This window comes from Thioalkalivibrio sp. ALJ4, assembly GCF_000377225.1.
Classification (GTDB): domain Bacteria; phylum Pseudomonadota; class Gammaproteobacteria; order Ectothiorhodospirales; family Ectothiorhodospiraceae; genus Thioalkalivibrio.
On the sequence record NZ_KB897918.1, the window covers coordinates 86264 to 105711 of the forward strand.

The 19448-nt window shown below is 66.5% G+C and carries 21 protein-coding genes and 1 pseudogene; 19 read left to right on the forward strand and 3 right to left on the reverse strand.

All coding sequences use genetic code 11. From position 1 onward, the window contains the following. The first annotated feature begins 110 nt into the window (after nt 1-110). From C936_RS15015 to C936_RS0106625, 3 genes are read left to right on the forward strand one after another with little or no spacing between them, the layout of a single operon-like run. Nucleotides 111-269, forward strand: a complete 159-nt coding sequence (locus C936_RS15015; protein WP_018138054.1) for a hypothetical protein — start codon at nt 111-113, stop codon at nt 267-269. Next, nucleotides 266-1000, forward strand: a complete 735-nt coding sequence (locus C936_RS0106620; protein ID WP_018993140.1) for an ABC transporter ATP-binding protein — start codon at nt 266-268, stop codon at nt 998-1000. The genes C936_RS15015 and C936_RS0106620 overlap by 4 nt, the downstream gene beginning before the upstream one ends. A 15-nt stretch (nt 1001-1015) precedes the next feature. Continuing rightward, complete coding sequence (locus tag C936_RS0106625) at nt 1016-3376, forward strand: ABC transporter permease (RefSeq protein WP_018174575.1); 2361 nt, start codon at nt 1016-1018, stop codon at nt 3374-3376. Nucleotides 3377-3485: 109 nt separating this feature from the next. Here the strand turns inward: C936_RS0106625 and radA are convergent, their stop codons facing one another. From radA to C936_RS0106640, 3 genes are all read right to left on the reverse strand, one after another. Further along, the gene (gene radA / locus C936_RS0106630) at nt 3486-4832 is read right to left on the reverse strand and encodes a DNA repair protein RadA (protein ID WP_018137647.1); all 1347 of its coding nucleotides are present in this window, start codon (nt 4830-4832) and stop codon (nt 3486-3488) included. Beyond that, the gene (locus tag C936_RS0106635; protein ID WP_018174576.1) at nt 4832-6118 is read right to left on the reverse strand and encodes an HlyC/CorC family transporter; all 1287 of its coding nucleotides are present in this window, start codon (nt 6116-6118) and stop codon (nt 4832-4834) included. The genes radA and C936_RS0106635 overlap by 1 nt, the downstream gene beginning before the upstream one ends. A gap of 105 nt (nt 6119-6223) precedes the next feature. Beyond that, on the reverse strand, nt 6224-7024 hold the full coding sequence (locus tag C936_RS0106640; RefSeq protein WP_018137645.1) for an inner membrane protein YpjD: 801 nt from the start codon (nt 7022-7024) through the stop codon (nt 6224-6226). A gap of 156 nt (nt 7025-7180) precedes the next feature. Here C936_RS0106640 and ffh point away from each other — a divergent pair, with 156 nt between their 5' ends. The 16 genes and pseudogenes from ffh to C936_RS15105 all read left to right on the forward strand — a co-directional run. Beyond that, nucleotides 7181-8569, forward strand: a complete 1389-nt coding sequence (gene ffh, locus C936_RS0106645) for a signal recognition particle protein (protein ID WP_018137644.1) — start codon at nt 7181-7183, stop codon at nt 8567-8569. A gap of 103 nt (nt 8570-8672) precedes the next feature. Continuing rightward, nucleotides 8673-8930, forward strand: a complete 258-nt coding sequence (gene rpsP / locus C936_RS0106650; RefSeq protein WP_012981840.1) for a 30S ribosomal protein S16 — start codon at nt 8673-8675, stop codon at nt 8928-8930. A gap of 44 nt (nt 8931-8974) precedes the next feature. Next, nucleotides 8975-9487, forward strand: a complete 513-nt coding sequence (rimM, locus tag C936_RS0106655) for a ribosome maturation factor RimM (RefSeq protein WP_018137643.1) — start codon at nt 8975-8977, stop codon at nt 9485-9487. Nucleotides 9488-9495: 8 nt separating this feature from the next. Beyond that, on the forward strand, nt 9496-10263 hold the full coding sequence (gene trmD / locus C936_RS0106660; RefSeq protein WP_018137642.1) for a tRNA (guanosine(37)-N1)-methyltransferase TrmD: 768 nt from the start codon (nt 9496-9498) through the stop codon (nt 10261-10263). A 9-nt stretch (nt 10264-10272) separates the two neighbouring features. After that, nucleotides 10273-10638 carry a 50S ribosomal protein L19 gene (gene rplS, locus C936_RS0106665; RefSeq protein ID WP_018137641.1) on the forward strand — a complete coding sequence of 122 codons (366 nt, stop codon included), beginning with the start codon at nt 10273-10275 and terminating at the stop codon, nt 10636-10638. Continuing rightward, nucleotides 10638-11213, forward strand: a complete 576-nt coding sequence (locus tag C936_RS0106670) for a methylated-DNA--[protein]-cysteine S-methyltransferase (protein ID WP_018174577.1) — start codon at nt 10638-10640, stop codon at nt 11211-11213. The genes rplS and C936_RS0106670 overlap by 1 nt, the downstream gene beginning before the upstream one ends. A 368-nt stretch (nt 11214-11581) precedes the next feature. After that, the gene (gene soxA / locus C936_RS0106675; RefSeq protein WP_018137639.1) at nt 11582-12397 is read left to right on the forward strand and encodes a sulfur oxidation c-type cytochrome SoxA; all 816 of its coding nucleotides are present in this window, start codon (nt 11582-11584) and stop codon (nt 12395-12397) included. A 27-nt stretch (nt 12398-12424) separates the two neighbouring features. Beyond that, the gene (gene soxX, locus C936_RS0106680; protein WP_018137638.1) at nt 12425-13114 is read left to right on the forward strand and encodes a sulfur oxidation c-type cytochrome SoxX; all 690 of its coding nucleotides are present in this window, start codon (nt 12425-12427) and stop codon (nt 13112-13114) included. A gap of 255 nt (nt 13115-13369) precedes the next feature. Next, nucleotides 13370-14053 carry a sulfur oxidation c-type cytochrome SoxX gene (soxX, locus tag C936_RS0106685; protein WP_018174578.1) on the forward strand — a complete coding sequence of 228 codons (684 nt, stop codon included), beginning with the start codon at nt 13370-13372 and terminating at the stop codon, nt 14051-14053. Between the two features lie 210 nt (nt 14054-14263). Continuing rightward, complete coding sequence (gene htpG, locus C936_RS0106690) at nt 14264-16186, forward strand: molecular chaperone HtpG (protein WP_018174579.1); 1923 nt, start codon at nt 14264-14266, stop codon at nt 16184-16186. 118 nt (nt 16187-16304) lie between these two features. Beyond that, complete coding sequence (locus tag C936_RS0106695; protein ID WP_018137635.1) at nt 16305-16787, forward strand: peptidylprolyl isomerase; 483 nt, start codon at nt 16305-16307, stop codon at nt 16785-16787. 224 nt (nt 16788-17011) lie between these two features. After that, nucleotides 17012-17266, forward strand: a complete 255-nt coding sequence (locus tag C936_RS0106700) for a bacterioferritin-associated ferredoxin (RefSeq protein WP_018137634.1) — start codon at nt 17012-17014, stop codon at nt 17264-17266. 162 nt (nt 17267-17428) lie between these two features. After that, nucleotides 17429-18178, forward strand: coding sequence for a MotA/TolQ/ExbB proton channel family protein (locus C936_RS0106705; protein ID WP_012981851.1), 750 nt, complete (start codon nt 17429-17431; stop codon nt 18176-18178). Then, a complete protein-coding gene (locus tag C936_RS0106710) occupies nt 18165-18563 on the forward strand; it encodes a biopolymer transporter ExbD (RefSeq protein WP_012981852.1) in 399 nt (132 codons plus the stop codon). Before C936_RS0106705 ends, C936_RS0106710 begins: the two co-directional genes overlap by 14 nt. Continuing rightward, nucleotides 18560-18982 carry a biopolymer transporter ExbD gene (locus C936_RS0106715; RefSeq protein ID WP_012981853.1) on the forward strand — a complete coding sequence of 141 codons (423 nt, stop codon included), beginning with the start codon at nt 18560-18562 and terminating at the stop codon, nt 18980-18982. Before C936_RS0106710 ends, C936_RS0106715 begins: the two co-directional genes overlap by 4 nt. Continuing rightward, a pseudogene (locus C936_RS15105) lies at nt 18982-19448 on the forward strand (energy transducer TonB); the annotation flags it as partial. The gene C936_RS0106715 and the pseudogene C936_RS15105, both read left to right, overlap by 1 nt.

Genomic DNA, 19448 nt, shown 5'->3' on the forward strand with positions numbered 1-19448 from the left:
GACGTTGGCCTGGCCTGGCCGGGGCGGGGCGGTGGCGCTGCTTTTGGCGACGCCGTGCAGGAGGCTTTGTGGCAGCATTGGGGGTACTGTCGCGAGCGAGGGCCTGTCCGATGAAACCACGTGTCCTGATCCCGATCCTGATCATTCTGCTGTTGCTGCTGAGCCTGTGGTCCATGAGCCTGGATGGCGAGGGCGGCATCCTGCCGAGCGCGCCCGAGCCGGGGGCCTCGGCACCGCAAACCACGCACCTGGTGGCCGCTCCCGCATGAGCGCGTCCCCGGCCCCCGTGGCCACGCGGGAGACGATCTTCCGCGCGGCGGGGGTGACCAAGGTCTACCGCATGGGCGAGGTGACCATCCACGCCCTGCGCGGAGTGGACCTGGAGCTGTACACCGGTGAGCTGGTGGTGATGCTGGGGGCCTCGGGCTCCGGCAAGTCGACGCTGCTGAACATCATGGGCGGGCTGGACACCGCGACCGAGGGCGAGGTGCGCTACCGCGACCAGGACCTGGCGCAGGCCTCCGAGCGCACGCTGACGGCCTTTCGCCGCGACCATGTCGGCTTCGTGTTCCAGTTCTACAACCTGATCGCCAGCCTGACCGCGCGCGAGAACGTGGCGATCGTCACCGAGATCTCGCGTGACCCGATGCCACCGGAGGAGGCGCTGGCGCTGGTCGGGCTGAAGGACCGCATGGACCACTTCCCCTCGCAGCTCTCCGGTGGCGAACAACAGCGCGTGGCCATCGCCCGCGCGATCGCCAAGCAGCCCGCCGTGCTGTTGTGCGACGAGCCGACCGGCGCGCTGGATTCGAAGACCGGTATCCGTGTGTTGGAGGTGCTGCAGCACATCAACGAGCGCCTGGACACGACGGTGGCGATCATCACTCACAACGCGGTGATCGGCGAGATGGCGGACCGGGTGATCCACCTGAGCGATGGGCGCGTGAGCGAGATCCACGAAAACGCCACGCGCCAGTCGCCGGCCGAGCTGCACTGGTAGCGACCGCGGCCGACCATGCGCGCGCTGAACCGCAAGATCCTGCGTGACCTCGGCCACCTGAAGGGGCAGGCGGCGGCGATCGCACTGGTGATCGCCAGCGGCGTAATGACCCTGGTGATCGCCGTGACCAGCCTCGACGCCCTGACGATCACCAAGGACCGTTTCTACTCGGAATACCAGTTCGCCGATGTATTCGCGGAGATCACGCGCGCGCCGGAGAGCGCGGTGGAGCGCTTCCGCGATACGCCGGGGATCAACCAGATCGAGACCCGGGTGCAGGCCCCGGTGCGCCTGGAGGTCGCCGGTTTTGACGATCCGATCCGCGGCACGGTGCTCTCCATACCGGACGGCGGCGAGCCACTGCTGAACCGGCTCTATCTGCGCGAGGGGCGGCTGCCGGAGGCCGGGCGCGAGCGCGAAGTGGTCGTCAGCGAGGCCTTCGCGGAGGCCCACGAGCTGCGGGCCGGCGATTCCCTGCGCGCGATCATCGACGGGCGCCTGACCGATCTGCAGATCAGCGGCATCGCGCTGTCGCCGGAGTTTGTCTACCAGATCAGCCCCACCGACCTGCTGCCGGACTACGAGCGCTACGGCATCCTGTGGATGAACCGCCGCGCGCTGGCCGCCGCCTACGGCATGGAGGGGGCGTTCAATTCGGTGGCCGTAAGCCTGGAGGCGGGTGCGGACCCGGCCCCCGTGATCGAGGCGATTGACCGGGAGCTGGCGCGCTACGGCGGCATGGGGGCCTATGGCCGCGACGATCAGTTCTCGCATCGTTTTCTGTCCGAGGAGCTGACCCAGCTGCGGGCGCAGGCGGCGATCCTGCCGACCATCTTTCTGGCCGTCGCGGCGTTTCTGCTGAACGTCGTTGTTGGTCGCATCATCCGTTCCCAGCGCGAGCCGATTGCCGTGCTCAAGGCCTTCGGCTACGGCAACGGCTCGATCGCCGGGCACTATGCCCTGCTGACCGGGGGCATCGTGCTGGTGGGCTGCGCCCTGGGGCTCGCGTTCGGGGCCTGGGCCGCACAGGGCCTGGCCGGGATCTACGCCGAATACTTCCGCTTCCCCGAGATGAGCTTTCGCCTGCAGGGCTGGGTGATGGTGCTGGCGGTGGGTGTGGCCATGGGCGCGGCGATGCTTGGCACCTTCCGCGCGGTGTGGCAGGCGGTGCGCATGCAACCAGCCGAGGCCATGCGCCCGCCGGCCCCGGAGCGCTTTCACCGCGGCTGGCTGGAGCGCTCGGCGGCCTGGGGCGCGTTCGACCAGCCGACCCGGATCATCCTGCGCAACCTCGCGCGCCACCGGCTCAAGTCCGTGCTGTCGGTGATCGGCATTGGCCTGTCCGGGGGGCTGCTGCTGATGGGCGCCTACCAGCTGAACGCGGTGACCCAGATGCTGGACACCCAGTACGGGCAGGTGCTGCAGATGGATATCGACCTGCAGTTCACCGATCCCGTGCCGGCGCGCGCGGCCGGCGAGCTGCGTCACGAGCCGGGCGTGCTGGCGGTGGAGACCTTCCGCGCGGTACCGGTGCGGCTGGTCGGCGTGAACCGCGAGGAGCGCGTGCGCCTGCTGGGGCTGGACGCCGAACCGCGCCTGCGGCAACTGCCGATGGGCGGCGGGCGCGGGCGACTGCCGGACGAGGGCATCCTGCTGACGGATTATCTGGCCGAACAGCTCGGGCTGCGCGTGGGCGACCCGGTGGAGGTGGAGATCCTGGAGGGGCGCCGCCGCACCGTCTCGGTGCCGCTGGCCGGTGTGGTGGAGGAGCCCATCGGTGTCGGGGCCTATATGTACCGCCCGGCGTTGAACCGCCTGATCGGCGAGGGCCCGGCGGTCTCCGGTGCCTGGTTGCTGACCGACCGCGCACAGGAGGATGCGCTGTTCCGCAGCCTGTCCGACCGCCCGCGGGTCGCCAGCGTTGGTCTGATCGCGGAGGCCGAGCGCAACATCCGCCAGTACATCGGCGAGACCATCATCGTGTTCGCGATGGTGTTCGTCGCGCTGGCCGTGTCCATTGCCTTTGCCGTGACCTACAACAACGCACGCATCACCTATGCCGAGCGCGCCCGCGACCTGGCCACGCTGGAGGTGCTCGGCTATTCGCGCGGCCAGGTCAGCTGGATCCTGCTCGGCGAGATCGCAGTGCTGACCCTCGCGGCGATCCCGGTCGCCTGGCTGACCGGCACGGGCTTCGCCTGGCTGCTGAACCAGGCCTTTGCGATGGACCTGTTCCGCGTGCCGCTGGTGATTACGCCGCAGGCCTACGGCTTCGCCGCACTCGGCATCCTGGTCGCGGCCAGTCTGACCGCCTTCCTTGCCTGGCGACGCCTGCAGCAGCTCGACCGCGTACAGGCCCTGAAGGCGGCGGAGTAGCCCTCGGCCTTTGGGTAGCTTCGCCGGGTTCGCTCTCAGGAGTTTGTGGTGCCTTCGGTCCACCGGTTGCTGAACCGGGGCCAGCCACGAAGGGCGGCGAGGCCGGGCGCTACAGGGCGTCGAGGACTTCGGAGAGGCGCGAGACCGCGACGACTTCCATGCCCTTGATGGGCTTGCGCGGCGCATTGGCCGCCGGCGCGATCGCCCGCGTGTAGCCGTGCTTGGCGGCCTCGCGCAGGCGCTCCTCGCCATTCGGCACAGGCCGGATCTCGCCGGCCAGCCCGACCTCGCCAAAGGCGAGCATCTCCTGCGGCAGGGGGCGGTCGCGAAAGCTCGACAGGGCGGCGGCGAGCATCGGCAGGTCGGCGGCCGTCTCGGTCACGCGCACGCCACCGACGACGTTGATGAACACGTCCTGATCGAACAGCGCCACGCCCCCGTGGCGATGCAGCACGGCCAGCAGCATGGTCAGGCGGTTCTGTTCCAGCCCGACAGTGATACGCCGCGGCTGTGGGGCGTGGCTCTCGGAGACCAGGGCCTGCACCTCCACCAGCAGCGGCCGCGTGCCCTCGCGCGTGACCATTACCACGGACCCGGGCACCGGGCCCTGGTGGCGCGAGAGGAAGATGGCGGAGGGGTTGGAGACGGCCTTGAGCCCGTTCTCCAGCATCGCGAACACGCCCAGCTCGTTGACCGCGCCAAAGCGGTTCTTCACCGCGCGCAGCATGCGGTAGCGCCCGTCCGGGTCGCCCTCGAAATACAGCACCGTGTCGACCATGTGCTCGAGCACGCGCGGTCCGGCCAGCTGGCCGTCCTTGGTCACGTGGCCCACCAGGATCACGGTGATCCCGCGCTGCTTGGCCAGGCGCACCAGGGCGGCCGCACTCTCGCGCACCTGCCCGACCGAGCCGGGGGCGGACTGCAGTGCGGCGGTGTACAGCGTCTGGATGGAGTCGATCACCAGCACGCGCGGGCGTTCGCGCTCGCAGGTGGCGATAACGTTCTCCACCTGCGTCTCGGTCAGCAGGCGCAGCCCGTCGACCTCAAGCCCGAGCCGCCTAGCGCGCATGCTGATCTGCTGGGCGGATTCCTCGCCGGTCACGTAAAGCGTGTCATCGACCGGCAGCATGGCCAGCGTCTGCAGCAGCAGGGTGGACTTGCCGATCCCCGGGTCGCCGCCGAGCAGAACGACCGACCCGTGTACCAGCCCTCCGCCCAGGGCGCGGTCCAGCTCCGACAGGCCGGTGCCGGTGCGCGGGACCTCGCCGGCCTCAACCTCGCCCAGCCGGGTAATGCCGGCGACCTCGCCCGCGTAGCCGCCGCGCGGTCCGGACGGGGTGGCCGGCACGGCCTCCTCCAGGGTGTTCCAGGCGCCGCAGTCGCCGCACTGGCCCGCCCACTTGGGGCTCACCGCGCCGCATTCCCGGCAGACGTACTGGGTCTTGGCCTTCGCCATCAGGCTTCCTTGTGGTCCGGCGTGGCTGGCAGGTCGGGGGCGACCACGCGCACGGTGCGGATGGTGTTGTTCTTGATTTGCACGATGTCCATGACGACGCCGTTAATGCGCACGCTGACTGGCGCTTCGGGGATGCTCTCGAGGTATTCGACGATCAGGCCACTCAGGGTCTTGGGGCCATCCACCGGGAGCTCCAGGCCCAGCGAGCGGTTGAGCTCGCGCAGGTGGATGCCGCCATCGACCATCGCCGAGCCATCCTCCTGGCGCAGCACGTCGTCGCTCATGGCCGGGGAGTCGGTGGTGAATTCTCCGACGATCTCTTCCAGGAGGTCCTCCAATGTGATCAGACCCTCGATGTCGCCGTACTCGTCCACCACCAGGCCGATCCGTTTTTTCTGTTGCTGGAAGTTAATCAGCTGGCGGTTTAGCGCCGTGCCCTCGGGGATGAAGTAGGGCGGGGTCAGGATCTGGCGCAGGTCTTCGGCGTCAAAGTCATCACGCTCGATCAGTGGGATCACGTCACGCCGGTGCAGGAAGCCGACGATATGATCCAGCTCGCCCTCGACCACTGGCAGGCGGGTGAAGCTGCCGTGCACCAGCTGCTCGACGACCTCGTTCCAGGGCTCGTTCAGGTCCACCACCACGATCTCGTTGCGCGGGATCATGATGTCCTCGACCGTGGTGCGTTCCAGGTCCAGCAGGTTCAGCAGCATGCGCTGGTGGTTTGCCGGGATCAGGGCGCCGGCCTCGGAGACCACACTGCGCAGCTCGTCGGTGTTCAGGGCCGAACGCTGGCCGGGCTTCATGTGCACCCCGAACAGGCGCAGTACGCCGTTGGCCAGCACATTGATCATCCACACCACGGGCCACATCACCTTCAGCAGCCCGCAGTAGATCCAGGCGGCGGGATAGGCGACGCGTTCGCTGTGCAGTGCTGCGAGCGTCTTGGGGGCGGTCTCGGCGAAAATCAGCAGGGTCAGCGTCAGCACCCCGGTGGCGATGGCCACGCCGGTATCGCCGAACAGGCGCCAGCCGATAAAGGTGGCGATCTGGGCGATCAGGATGTTGACGAAGTTGTTGCCGAGCAGGATCAGCCCGATCAGGCGGTCCGGCCGTTCCAGCAGGCGGGCGGCAATCGCGGCGCCACGGTGCCCGGTCTGGGCGCGGTGGCGCATGCGGTAGCGGTTCAGCGCCATCAGCGCCGTTTCCGATCCGGAGAAGAACGCCGACAGCAGGAACAGCACGAGCAGGGCGCCGAACAGGACGGACAGCGGGATCTCTTGCAACGGGATGGCCTGCGGTCAGGTGTGGGCGGGCTGACGGGGCTGCGTAGTCTGAATCATTTCAGGCAAGCGCCGCCGGGCTGTCAAGCCTGTCGGCCGGGAGCACCATCAGACGCGCCCGAGGATGATCTCCAGGACCAGCTTGGAGCCGAAATAGGCCAGAACCAGGGCGACAAACCCGCCCGTGGTCCACGCCAGGGCGCGGGTGCCGCGCCAGCCCAGGCGCCAGCGCCCGACCAGCAGGGTCGAGAAGATCACCCAGGCCAGCAGCGACAGGACGGTCTTGTGGACCAGGTGCTGGGCGAACAGGTCGTCCACAAATACTAAGCCGGAGAGCAGGCTGAGTCCGAGGAACAGCCAGCCGATGAAGATCATGCGGAACAGCCAGACCTCCATCGAGAACAGCGGCGGCAGGTGGCGCACGATCCCGGCCGTGTGATGGTTGTGCAGCGCGCGGTGCTGGGCCGTCATGACCGCGGCCTGGGCGGTGGAGAGTGCCAGGAAGGCCCAGCCCAGCGCCGAGAACAGGATATGCAGGTCGATCCCGGCCGAGGTCGCGTAGGACGTGTCGCCGTCACACAGTACCGCGGTCAGGGTGGCCAGTGCGGTCAGTGGCAGGATCACCACGCCGAGCACGGCTAGTGGGTGGCGTAGCGCGGTCAGCCACAGCAGCCCTGCAACCAGCCACATCGATGCCGACAGGGCGTTGCCCAGGCACAGGTTCAGCCCTGTCTCGGTCGCGACGAGCGGGATCAGGGCCCCGAGGTGCGCGAGCAGGGCCGCCAGCCACAGCATCAGCGGCGCGCGGGGCTGCCCGGCGGCCAGGGGCTGGGTGCGGGAGGCGACGATCAGGTATCCCGTGGTGGCGAGATACAGGGCGACGGCGAGCAGTCCGGCAACGGTGGTCATGGGCGGCGATTATCCCCGCTCCCGAGCCTGAATGCACATTCAGGGCGGCAAACCCGGATCGCGACTGGGGCCGTGCAGGCCGGGTGGCGGGGCCGGTATACTGTACGGTCTTTCCCGGCATGGGCCGGGCCAGAACGAGCGAGACGAGGACAGACGATGTTCGACGGCCTTTCCAGCCGCCTCCAGGAGACCATGAAGCGCCTGAAAGGCCAGGCGCGGCTCACCGAGGACAATATTCAGGATGCCCTGCGCGAGGTGCGCATGGCACTGCTGGAGGCCGATGTGGCCCTGCCGGTGGTGCGCGAGTTCGTCAAGGACGTCAAGGAAAAGGCGCTGGGCCAGGAGGTCATCGGGAGCCTTACCCCGGGGCAGGCCCTGATCAAGGTCGTCCATGACGAGCTGATCGCGACGATGGGCGGGGAGAACGCCTCGCTGAACCTGGCGGTCCAGCCGCCGGCCGTCGTGCTGGTGGCCGGCCTGCAGGGCGCGGGCAAGACCACCAGTATCGGCAAGCTCGCGCGCCTGTTGCGCGAGCGCGAAAAGAAGAAGGTCGCGGTGGTCAGCTGTGACGTCTATCGGCCGGCGGCGATCCAGCAGTTGGAGACCCTGGCCGGGCAGGTCGAGGTCACGTTCTATCCCAGTGACATCAGCCAGAAGCCCGAGGCGATCGCGAGCGAGGCGGTCACGCGAGCGCGTCGTGACGGCACCGAGGTGCTGCTGGTGGATACCGCCGGGCGGCTGCATGTCGATGAAGACATGATGGCCGAGGTGAAGGCCCTGCATCAGGCGATCGACCCGATCGAGACCCTGTTCGTGGTCGACTCCATGACTGGCCAGGACGCGGCGAACACCGCGCGCGCCTTCGGCGAGGCCTTGCCGCTGACCGGCGTGGTGCTGACCAAGGCTGACGGTGACGCCCGCGGCGGTGCCGCGCTGTCGGTGCGCCAGATCACCGGGGTGCCGATCAAGTTCATCGGTATGGGCGAGCGCCCGGATGCGCTGGAGCCGTTCCATCCCGAGCGTATCGCCTCGCGCATCCTCGGCAAGGGCGATGTCCTGTCCCTGGTTGAGGAGGCCAGCCGCCAGGTCGACCAGGACAAGGCCGCAAAGCTCACGCGCAAGCTGAAGAAGGGGCGCGGTTTCGACCTGAACGACCTGCGCGAGCAACTCGGTCAGATGCAGAAGATGGGCGGGATCAGCTCGATGCTGGAAAAGCTGCCCGGGGGCGGCAAGTTGCCGGACGCGGTGAAGAACCAGGCCAACGACAAGGAGATTGGTCGCATGATGGCCGTGATCTCGTCGATGACCGAGCACGAGCGGCGCCACCCGGACGTTATCAAGGGTTCGCGCAAACGCCGGATCGCCGCCGGATCTGGCACTCAGATTCAGGATGTGAATCGCCTGCTCAAGCAACATGCGCAAATGAGCAAGGCGATGAAGAAATTCTCCAAGGGCGGCGCATCGAAGATGATGCGTGCCCTGGGGGGCAAAATGGGTGGCATGGGTGGAATGGGTGGCCCCGGCGGGGGCATGCCGTTTCGCTAGTTAGCCGCTGTCACGGCCGCCGGCACCTTGTGCTGGCGGCGGGATTCGTTATAATCGCGCGTTTTCTCGAGAAAACGGACTCAAACGGGGTTCAACAGAACATATGGTTACGATTCGCCTGCTTCGCCGCGGCGCCAAAAAGCGCCCGTTCTACTCGATCGTCGTCACCGATTCGCGTAAGCGTCGGGACAGCGGTTACAAAGAACAGATTGGCTTCTTCAACCCGGTCGCCCGCGGTCAGGAAGAGCCGCTGCGCATTGATCTGGAACGCGTGGACTACTGGCTGGGCCACGGCGCCGGCATGTCCGAGCGCGTGAACCACCTGGTCAAGGGCTACCGCAAGCAGCAAGCCGCGGCCTGAAGCCGTCGGTTCGCTGATTACGCGTAGTAGACCGAACTCCGGTGATGAACGAGGCGGGTGAACGCATCCGCGTCGGACGCGTCTCCGGGGTGTACGGCGTGAAGGGCTGGGTCCGGATCTTTTCCGAGACCGAGCCGCGCGCCGCGATTGCCGACTTCCCCCGGTTGTGGCTGCGTTCCGGCGCCGGCTGGCGGCTGGCGGATGTCGAAGCGGGCCGGGCCCACGGGCACGGCGTCGTGATGAAATTTGCCGAGACCGCGGATCGCGAGGCGGCCTACGGCCTGATGGGCGCCGAGCTGGCGATCGAGCGCGACTGGCTCCCACCCGCCGAGGATGGCGAGTACTACTGGGCCGACCTGCTGGGCATGGAGGTCGAGCACCAGGACGGGACCGCGCTGGGGCGCATCTCGGGATTCATGGAGACCGGTGGCGCCAATGATGTGCTGGTTGTGCGCGGTGATCGCGAACGACTGATCCCCTGGGTGCAGGGCCAGTACATCCTGGATGTGGACCTGGAGGCTCGGCGGTTGCGGGTCGACTGGGATCCGGAATTCTGAGGCGGACGATGCGCTTCGATATCGTCACGCTGTTTCCGGAGCTGGTTACGGCGGTGGGCGAATCCGGGGTGACCGGGCGGGCGGTGCAGCAGGGCCGGCTCGCGCTGGAGACCTGGAACCCGCGTGACTGGGGGGCCGGTTTCCACCAGGCGGTGGATGATCGCCCCTATGGTGGCGGCCCCGGCATGGTCATGCAGTATGCGCCGCTGGCGTCCGCGCTGGAGGCGGCGCGGGCCGACGCGACGGCGCCCCTGCACGTGATCGCCCTGACCCCGCAGGGGCGGCCGATCCGGCAGGCCATGCTGCGAGAGCTGGTCAGGAAGCCGCGGGTGGCGCTGGTGTGCGGCCGCTACGAGGGCATCGACGAGCGCTTTATCGAGGCGCAGGTCGACGAGGAATGGTCGCTGGGCGACTATGTCCTGTCCGGTGGCGAGCTGGGCGCGATGGTGGTGATCGATGCCTGTGCGCGCCTGCTCCCGGGTGTGCTCGGTCATGCGGATTCCGCCGGGCAGGACTCGTTCAGCGAGGGCCTGCTCGACTGCCCGCACTACACGCGGCCAGAGGTGGTGGCAGGGCGTGCGGTACCGCAGGTCCTGCTGGGTGGCGATCATGGTGCCATCCGACGCTGGCGCCGACGCGAGGCGCTGGGGCGAACCTGGGAGCGGCGGCCGGACGTGCTGGCGCGCGAAGAACTCGGGGCCGAGGATCTGGCCCTGTTGGACGAATACCGTGTGGAACGCCGGAAGGGCGGTCCGCACACCGAAAGCGATGATTGAGGTCGAACGATGAACAGCGTGATTCAGCAACTGGAAGCCGAACAGATGAAGTCCGACGTACCGGACTTTGGTCCGGGCGACACCCTGGTGGTGCAGGTGAAGGTGCGCGAAGGCGAGCGTGAGCGCCTGCAGGCCTTCGAGGGTGTGGTGATCGGCAAGCGCAGCCGTGGCCTCAACTCGGCGTTCACCCTGCGCAAGGTCTCCTACGGCAACGGCGTGGAGCGTACCTTCCAGACGCACAGCCCGCAGATTGCCGAGATCAAGGTGAAGCGTCGCGGCAAGGTCCGTCGCTCTAAGCTGTACTTCCTGCGGGATCGCACCGGCAAGGCCGCGCGCATCAAGGAAGATATCAAGGCGAACCGGAACGGCGCCTGATGACCGGGGTGGCCGCGCAGCCCCGCTCGCGCCCACCCGGTTTTCCGTTGTCGGCCGAATCGGCCATGCGAAGCCAGCGCTGTCTCCTGCCGGGAGTCGCGCTGGCTTTTGCGTGGCTGGAGTCCGGGCAGGGCGACCTGCTGGCCTGCGGCTGGCAGCGTCCCGACGATCCACCCGACCTGTCCCCACTGCGCGATATCCCGACCGCTGACCGGTCCCCTCCTGCCTTCGACCCTGCAGACTACGCCCGCGATCCGGGGCAGTGGCGGGCGACGCCAGCGGTACCACCGGGGACGGAGCACGCCCGCCGGGTCTGGGCCGCACTTTCGGCCATCCCCGTAGGCGAGGTGCGGACCTACGCGCAAATTGCCTCCCAGATTGGCTCGGCCCCGCGTGCCGTGGGCCAGGCCTGCCGCGCCAACCCCTGGCCGTTGTTCATCCCCTGTCATCGCGTGGTGTCCGCGCGTCACCGCGGTACGCGCGACATTGGTGGCTACGCGGGTGACCAGGATGGCCCGTTGGCCGAGGTGAAGCGCGCCCTGCTCGTTCACGAAGGCGTGCTTCAGCTCGACTAGCGCTTTTTACTCCTGTCACTGGCAGTGCGCCGGTAGTGCGAGGCGCGGTTTCCTCCCCTTGTTCAAAGGCTTGCCAGGCATTACGCCTGGCCTGGCTCGTGCCGACAAGCCGACACCACCGAAAATTCCATCACTCGGTGGAATAGAAGTCGCGTATGCTGCGTCTGCCAGACGGTGCTGGGCTCCGAGAATCCTTGAAAAACAGACTGTTAGAAAACGCTAATATAGCTTTTTGTGTTGACAGCACGGACCCCGGTTCAGCACTCTGCTACACAGGTCCGGGCCGCTCCGGCCACGGACCGTATCGAAAAAACCGTGTGATGGAGGTTTCCATGTTCAAGAAAGCATTGCTTGCGTTGCCCGTAGCAATGGCGGTCGGGGTTGCGGGTACCGCGGCCCAGGCAGAATGGCAGGATCCGAACGATGTCCTGCAAAAGCTGCTCGAAGCGCAGCCCGACTCGAAGTACCTGCATCAGAGTGAAATGAACATCATGATGATGCCGGACAACCCCGCCCTGTGGCTGCTGGATGACGGCGAGCGCCTGTTCTACGAAGAGCGTGGCCCGAACAATGCATCGCTCGAAAGCTGCGATTTCGGCAAGGGCGAGGGCGTCCTGGACGGCGCCTATGTCGAGCTCCCGCGCTACTTCGAGGACACCGGCAAGGTGATGGACTTCGAAATGCGCCTGGTGCATTGCATGAAGGAGATCCAGGGCTTCACCGACGATGACTCCGCTGTCTCCCAGCGTCACGGGTCCGGTTCGGACATCATGCGTCTGACGACCTACATCGCGCATCAGTCCTCTGGTTACGCGTGGAATCCGCCGCTGGATCACCCGAAAGAAAAGGCGATGCGTGACGCCGGCGAAGTCCTCTTCTTCCGCCGTGGCGGCGCGATGGATTTCAACTGCGCGGCGTGCCACGGGTCTTCTGGCAAGCAGATCCGTGCGTCCGTGCTGCCGGAAATGCGTAACTCGCAGGAGTGGACCAAGGCGGTTTCCTGGCCGGCCCACCGCGCGGGACAGGACAATGTCCGCAGCCAGAACCATCGTATCCGTGGTTGCGTATGGCAGATGCGTCATGCCGGTATCCTGCCGGATACCCCGGTGAACACCGCGCTGATCTCCTACTGGAATGACGCGGCGCGTGGCGAACCGGCCATCCTGCCCGACCTGAAGCGGTAACTACGGACGCAATAGGAGACATCAAGTATGTTTAATAAAAACACTGTTGCGGCCGGTGTAGCCGCATTTGCATCCGTCGCCCTGGCCGCTGGCTGTGCGGTCGCCGATGGCAACAAGGCGGATGACGTGGATATCACGGCCATGAGCGCCGAGGAGCTGGCTGAGCATCTCATCTTCGAGACCAACAGCTGGCGTGATCAGGAAATGCAGGAAGGCGGTGGCTGGCGCGACCGCATGACTCAGGACGAGATCCAGAAGGCCTGCTCGTTCGACTCCACCCGCAATGATCTGGACGGCGAGACGGCCGGCAAGGTTGTGGCTCTGGCGCGTGAGCAGTACCAGGCGCCGGAAGGCGACATCGAGCTGGGTGACTGGCGCAAGGGTGCCGAGCTGGCGGATTCCGGCTACGGCTACCGTATCGGCCACAACGTCGATGACCACGGCACCCGCGAGCAGGGTGGCAACTGCTACAACTGCCACGTGATGGATTCGAGCGTTTCGGTCCAGGGCACCATCGGCCCGAACCTCGAGAACTACGGGGCGCAGCGTGGCGACAGCCAGGAGATCCGTCAGTATGTGCATCAGGTGATCTCCAATCCGCATCAGTACTTCCCCTGCGGTGAAATGCCGCGTTTCCAGGGGCTTCTGACCGAAGAGCAGATCAGCCACATCATGGCCTACCTGCTCGATCCGGAGTCCCCGGTTAACAACCGGTAAGTCGTCTTGCACGACAGCTGCTCGGCCCCTTCGGGGCCGGTGCAGCAAGGCAGTAGAGCGGGTTGTCGCGCGCGACGCGTGGCAACCCGCTTCCTTACGAATTTCTGCGGTTGGGTGCTTGCACGGCTCTTTTACGAGCGTGCCCGCCGGGCCGCACAGATGGGCTGAACAGGGGAACCGATGGACCGCGGGATTGGTGCGGGCACGGGCTAAGAAAAGCCATCGGTCATGACGGGCGTGAGGGGAGGCTCAGGGATGTTCAATAAGAAAAATCTGACTGCCGCGGTGGTGGTTTCGGCATCGGCGGCGCTGGCGGGTTGCGACCAGTTCTTCCAGGACGCCTCGGACCGCGAGGTCGACATCACCCAAATGAGCCCCGAGGAGCTGGCCGAGCATCTGGTGCTCGAGACCGATAGCTATCGCATGGACCAGGAGGTGCAGGAAGGTGGCACCGGCCGGGAGCGAATGAAGCAGGACGAGGTCCAGGCCTTGTGCTCGCTCGAAGGATCCCCGGACAGCGAAACCGCAGGCCAGGTGGTCGCGGCCGCGCGTGCCTCATACGAACGACCCGATGGCGGAGTGGAGCTGGGCGACTGGCGCCGCGGCGCCGAACTGGCCCGTTCCGGCTATGGCTATCGCGTCGGGCACAACAACGACGACCACGGCACCCGCGAGCCGGGGGCGAACTGCTACGCCTGCCATCAGATGGACCCGGCGGAAACCACCTATGGGACAATCGGTCCGAGTCTTGCAAACTACGGCCGCGAGCGCGGCACCGATGAGTCAGTGCTGAACTACGTCCATGAGGTCGTCAGTAACCCGCACCAGTATTTCCCTTGTACCTACATGCCGCGATTCGGGCGCAATTTCCTGACCGAGGAGCAGATCAGCCACGTCATGGCCTATCTGCTGGATCCCGATTCGCCGGTGAACCAGTAAACCGTTCACACGGTCGCGGGCGGGTCTGAGAGGGCCGGCCCCCTTGGACCACCGCGGGCTGCCCGCGGTGGTTTTTTTGTTTGTAGGGGCCGGGTGCTGGCCACGACTAGAGGACGTCGCGCGGAGCCTGCGGGCTTGAAAATGCGAACGCTGCCCCCAAGGTGCGTGCTGTAGAACCCATCCAAGCGCACGAGAGGAACGTACAGGACCATGACGGACACGCAGACCGCATCGGCCGCCGAGGGCCATACCGAGACCCGCCGCTTCGAGACCGAGGTCAGCCAGCTGCTGCAGCTGATGATCCACTCGCTGTATTCCAACCGCGAAATCTTCTTGCGCGAATTGATCTCCAACGGTGCCGACGCCTGCGACAAGCTGCGCTTCGAGGCGCTGGCCCAGCCCGACGCGATCCCGCAGCCGGCCGAGCTGGCGATCGACGTCGAGGTGGACAAGGAGGCCCGCAGCGTCACCGTGCGTGATAATGGCATCGGCATGTCGCGCGACGAGGTCATCGAGCACATCGGCACCATCGCGCGTTCCGGCACGAAGGCCTTCCTCGACAAGCTGACTGGCGACCAGAAGAAGGACTCGCAGCTGATCGGCCAGTTTGGCGTCGGGTTCTACTCCTCGTTCATCGTGGCTGATCACGTCCGCCTCGAGACGCGTCGCGCGGGGACGCCCGAGGAGGCCGGTACCCGCTGGGAGTCGCGCGGCGATGGCGAGTACACCCTGACCGACTGCGAGCGCCCCGAGGCCGGCACCGAGATCACGCTGACGCTGAAGGAGGATGCCGACGAATTCCTCGAGTCCTTCCGTCTGCGTCACATCATCAGCCGCTACTCCGACCACGTGGCGTTCCCGATCCGTATGCGCAAGGCCGATGACGACGGCAAGCCCACCGACGAGTGGGAGACCGTCAACCGCGCCAGCGCACTGTGGACCCGGCCGAAGAGCGAGATCAGCGACGACGAGTACCGCGAGTTCTACAAGCACGTCGCACACGACTTCGAGGATCCGTCCGCCTGGACCCACAACCATGTCGAGGGGCGTCAGGAGTACACCACGCTGTTCTACATCCCCAAACGCGCCCCGTTCGACCTGTGGGACCGCGATGCGCGCCACGGCGTCAAGCTCTACGTGAAGCGCGTGTTCATCATGGACGACGCCGAGAAGCTCCTGCCCAACTACCTGCGCTTCGTGCGCGGGGTGGTGGACTCGGCCGATCTTCCGCTGAACGTCTCGCGCGAGATCCTGCAGGACAACCGCCTGGTCGACTCGATCCGTTCCGGCTCGGTCAAGAAGATCCTCGGCCTGCTGGAGAGCATTGCGAAGAACGAGCCGGAGAAGTATGCCGAGATCTGGCAGAACTTCGGCCGCGTGCTGAAGGAGGGCCCGGGCGAGGACCACGCCAATCGCGAGCAGATCGCGGGCCTGCTGCGCTTCGCCAGCACGCAAAACGATGACGACACCCAGAACGCCTCGCTGGCCGACTACATCGGCCGAATGAAGGACGGCCAGGACGCGATTTACGTAATCAGCGCCGACAACGCCAGCGCGGCGCGCAACAGCCCACACCTGGAGATCTTCCGCAAGCACGGCATCGAGGTGCTGCTGCTGTCCGACCGGGTCGACGAGTGGCTGCTCTCGCACCTGCGCGAGTTCGATGGCAAGCCGATCAAGAATGTCGCCAAGGGTGACCTTGATCTGGACAAGATCATCGGTGAGGACGCGGCAAAAGAGGGTGCCGCGGACGACAGCGCGAAGGCCGACGAGGATCTGGGCGACCTGCCGGAGCGCATCCAGGCCGCACTGGGCGAGCGCGTCGACTCCGTGCGCGCCTCGAAACGCCTGGTCGATTCGCCGGCCTGCATCGTGCTCGGCGAGCACGAAATGGCGCTGTACCTGCAGGAACTTCTGAAGCAGGCCGGGCAGGAGACCTTCTCCAGCAAGCCGGTGCTCGAGATTAACCCGAAGCACCCGCTGGTCGAGCGCCTGCGCGCGGCCGAAGGGGACGACTTCGGTGATCTGGCCTCGCTGCTGTTCGACCAGTCGCTGCTGGCGGAAGGCGGCCAGCTGGAGGACCCCTCCGGCTTCGTCTCGCGCCTGAACCGTCTGCTGCTGCAAAAGGCCTGATCACGGAACCGGGGAGGGTTGCCCCTCCCCCGGAAACCGCCCCGACAAAGGGTGGACCTGACGCCGCGGGGCCATGCGCGTTACCCTGTGCGGTTCACATATCGAGAGGGCGAAGCCCATGCAAGTTGCACAGAACGCCGTGGTGTCCATCCACTACACCCTGACCAACGATGCTGGCGAGACCATCGACAGCTCCGAGGGCCGCGAGCCGCTCGCCTATCTGCACGGGAATGGCCAGCTGGTTCCGGGGCTTGAGCGCGAGCTTGAGGGCAAGGCCGCCGGTGACAAGGTCCAGGCCAAGGTGGCGCCGGAAGAGGGCTATGGCGAGAAGATCGAGGCCATGGTGCAGGAGATCCCGCTGGAGGCCTTCCAGGGCGTGGATTCCGTGCAGCCGGGCATGCAGTTCCAGGCCGAGACCCAGAATGGCCCGCTGACCGTGACCGTGACCAAGGTCGAGGGCGATACCGCGACCGTGGACGGCAATCACCCGCTGGCTGGCGAGAACCTCAACTTCGACGTCGAAGTCGTCGAAGTGCGCGAGGCCTCCGCCGAGGAGCTGGAGCACGGCCACGCCCACGGCGTCGGCGGTCACCAGCACTGAGTTTGTTGTCAGGCCCTCGAGAGGCGCGCGTACGTCGCGTTTCCTGGCCTGCCAAGTGCTTTTTAAGGCCCCGCGAATGCGGGGCTTTTTTCGTCTGGCTGCGTGGAGCGGCGGTGCAGCGCACTTCTGCGGCATGCGAAACCCGTTCAATCGCTAATGGTGTTGCAAACCATTCTCAGTAATCGTATCGTCCGCCTCAGTAGCCAGGTAGATTGAGGAAGGCGATGATCGTCTGTATCTGCAAATCCGTTCGCGAGCGCGATATTCGGGAACTGATCGATTCCAGCCAGGAAGGCCTGCGCATGCGGGATCTTCGCGATCGTCTGGGCGTGAGTTCCGAATGTGGCAAGTGCGCTCGTCGAGCGAATTGCCTGCTGAAGGGGTGCTCCCGTGATACCGCCGCAAATGTGCTGCAGGTGTCGGGAACGCGCACGCCCCCGGAGCCTGCCGCCCGACCCGGCCCCGCCGTGGCCATGTAAGGCTGCCACCCGCTTTGTCGTATTGTATTGGAGCGCGGTGGCGGGTCTGCCGTGCTCGTTTCTTCTAGAGCCGCCGTCCGTTTTGCGGTGCCCTGCCGCGTTGGAGGCCGGGGCGTCGTCGGCATGGGCGGCGTGCATTTTCAGAACGCTCGGAGCTAAGCGATGAATTTCGACCAATGGATTCCATCGGAGCGCCTGGCCGGCTTTCTCGACGCGGGTGGGCCCGTCGTCCTGATCCTGCTGGGGGCCTCGGTGGTCGCACTGGCCTTTGTGCTGGTCAAGCTGTGGCAGTTGTGGCGCATGAGGGTCACCGATGTGCGTCCGGCGGATGAAGCGCTGAACCGCTTCCACCGCGGGGATATCCAGGGTGCGATCCAGTGTGCCGAGGCCACCCCCAATCCCGCCGCGCGGGCGGTGGCGCGGGGCATCCGGGGCCTGCAGGCCGGCGCGTCGGAGTCCATCGTGCGGGAGGAGGTCGTGCGCTACGGTAACGCGACCATCCAGTCCCTGCGTCAGGGGCTGCGGCCACTCGAAGTGATCGGCGCGCTGGCGCCTTTGCTGGGCCTGCTGGGTACCGTGATGGGGATGATCCGCGCCTTCCGAGCGATGGAAGAGGCCGGAAGTCAGGTGGACCCGGCGGTCCTGTCCGGTGGTATCTGGGAGGCCCTGCTGACGACCGCCGTCGGGCTGGCGGTCGCGATCCCGGTCGTGGCGGCACTCAACTGGCTGGAGACGCGGGTGGAGCGGGTCGCGCACCGCATGGATGATGCCGTGACCCGCCTGTTCACCGGGGGGCAGTACGCGGCCGTACCCCTGACCGCCGAGAGCCCGGTCCAACCGAGGCCTTGCGAGGCTGACGAGGCAAACTCGCCTGGGGGCGCTCTGCCCCGAACGGCCGATGCTGGACACTAGCCGCCCGCGCCGACGCAATCTGATCAGCCTCACTCCGCTGATCGATGTCGTCTTCATCCTGCTCGTGTTCTTCATGCTCGCCTCGAGCTTCCTTGAGTGGCGCGCGGTGCAACTCGAGGCGCCGGCCGAGGCCGGTGGGGCCGGCTCGATGGAAGGCGCCATGCTGGTCGAGATCCGGTCGGACGGGCTGCGGCTGGCGGGAGAGATGCTGTCGGAGGGCGACCTGCACGACCGTATCAGCGCGCGCGTGCGCGAAGAAGCGGACACGCGGGTCCTGGTGATGCCGGCCCCGGGGGTCAGCATGCAGGACACCGTCAACGTGCTGGAGGGACTCGCAGATGTTGGGGCGCGCAATCTTTCGGTAATCCGGCAGGCACAGCCATGATCGGACAGCGTCGCCACTTTCAGGTTGCCCATCGCCCGCGCAACGACGACGAGAGCATCCTGCCGCTGATCAACATTGTTTTCCTGTTGTTGATCTTCTTTATGGTGGCTGGCCAGTTGAGCGCGATCGATCCGTTCGAGGTCGAACCGGTGGAGTCGGCCGTGGATGGCCAGCCCGGGCCGGACGAGTTCATGGTGATCATCGGGACCGAGGGCCGGCTGGCGGTTAATCAGGATGAAGTCGATCTTGACGAAATGGCCGGCCTGGTACGCGAACACGTCGAGCGTCACGGAGATGCGGCCCGGGTCCGTGTGAAGTCGGATGGACGGGCGGAAGCCGTCGAGGTCGTCGGGGTGCTTGAACGCCTGCGCGAGGCGGGGATCGAGCGCATTGATCTGCTGACAGTACCGGAAGTCTGATGCAGCCGACGTTTCGACACTGGATGGTGGCCATCGTGCTGGCGGTCGCGTTGCACCTGCTGGTGGCGATGGCCTTCCTGCTGCGCGACCCGCCGGCGGGCGCCGAGGATGCCGGAGTGGGCGGGCTGGAAATCTCCATGGCGGCCGCTGGTGGTGCTCCTCATGCCCAGCAGGCAGAGCCGGCCGAGACTACGGAGGCCGAGCCTGTAGACGACGAGCCCGTGGAGGCGGAGCCTGTCGAAGCGGTCGACGCGGAACCTGCGGAACCGGAACGTCAGCCCGTCGAAGAGGCCGAGGTTGTCGAACCCGAACCCGAACCCGAACCCGAACCCGAACCCGAACCCGAACCCGAACCCGAACCCGAGCCCGAGCCCGAGCCCGAGCCCGAGCCCGAGCCCGAGCCAGAGCCAGAGCCAGAGCCAGAGCCAGAGCCAGAGCCAGAGCCAGAGCCAGAGCCAGAGCCAGA

Coding starts and splice junctions, on each gene's coding strand:
- rpsP (WP_012981840.1), top strand. CDS start 8,673: ATGGTTACGATTCGCCTGCTTCGCCGCGGCGCCAAAAAGCGCCCGTTC.
- ffh (WP_018137644.1), top strand. CDS start 7,181: ATGTTCGACGGCCTTTCCAGCCGCCTCCAGGAGACCATGAAGCGCCTG.
- htpG (WP_018174579.1), top strand. CDS start 14,264: ATGACGGACACGCAGACCGCATCGGCCGCCGAGGGCCATACCGAGACC.
- rimM (WP_018137643.1), top strand. CDS start 8,975: ATGAACGAGGCGGGTGAACGCATCCGCGTCGGACGCGTCTCCGGGGTG.
- C936_RS15015 (WP_018138054.1), top strand. CDS start 111: ATGAAACCACGTGTCCTGATCCCGATCCTGATCATTCTGCTGTTGCTG.
- C936_RS0106670 (WP_018174577.1), top strand. CDS start 10,638: ATGACCGGGGTGGCCGCGCAGCCCCGCTCGCGCCCACCCGGTTTTCCG.
- C936_RS0106620 (WP_018993140.1), top strand. CDS start 266: ATGAGCGCGTCCCCGGCCCCCGTGGCCACGCGGGAGACGATCTTCCGC.
- C936_RS0106625 (WP_018174575.1), top strand. CDS start 1,016: ATGCGCGCGCTGAACCGCAAGATCCTGCGTGACCTCGGCCACCTGAAG.
- soxA (WP_018137639.1), top strand. CDS start 11,582: ATGGCGGTCGGGGTTGCGGGTACCGCGGCCCAGGCAGAATGGCAGGAT.
- C936_RS0106640 (WP_018137645.1), bottom strand. CDS start 7,024: ATGACCACCGTTGCCGGACTGCTCGCCGTCGCCCTGTATCTCGCCACC.
- rplS (WP_018137641.1), top strand. CDS start 10,273: ATGAACAGCGTGATTCAGCAACTGGAAGCCGAACAGATGAAGTCCGAC.
- C936_RS0106715 (WP_012981853.1), top strand. CDS start 18,560: ATGATCGGACAGCGTCGCCACTTTCAGGTTGCCCATCGCCCGCGCAAC.
- soxX (WP_018137638.1), top strand. CDS start 12,425: ATGTTTAATAAAAACACTGTTGCGGCCGGTGTAGCCGCATTTGCATCC.
- radA (WP_018137647.1), bottom strand. CDS start 4,832: ATGGCGAAGGCCAAGACCCAGTACGTCTGCCGGGAATGCGGCGCGGTG.
- C936_RS0106705 (WP_012981851.1), top strand. CDS start 17,429: ATGAATTTCGACCAATGGATTCCATCGGAGCGCCTGGCCGGCTTTCTC.
- C936_RS0106695 (WP_018137635.1), top strand. CDS start 16,305: ATGCAAGTTGCACAGAACGCCGTGGTGTCCATCCACTACACCCTGACC.
- trmD (WP_018137642.1), top strand. CDS start 9,496: ATGCGCTTCGATATCGTCACGCTGTTTCCGGAGCTGGTTACGGCGGTG.
- C936_RS0106700 (WP_018137634.1), top strand. CDS start 17,012: ATGATCGTCTGTATCTGCAAATCCGTTCGCGAGCGCGATATTCGGGAA.
- soxX (WP_018174578.1), top strand. CDS start 13,370: ATGTTCAATAAGAAAAATCTGACTGCCGCGGTGGTGGTTTCGGCATCG.
- C936_RS0106710 (WP_012981852.1), top strand. CDS start 18,165: ATGCTGGACACTAGCCGCCCGCGCCGACGCAATCTGATCAGCCTCACT.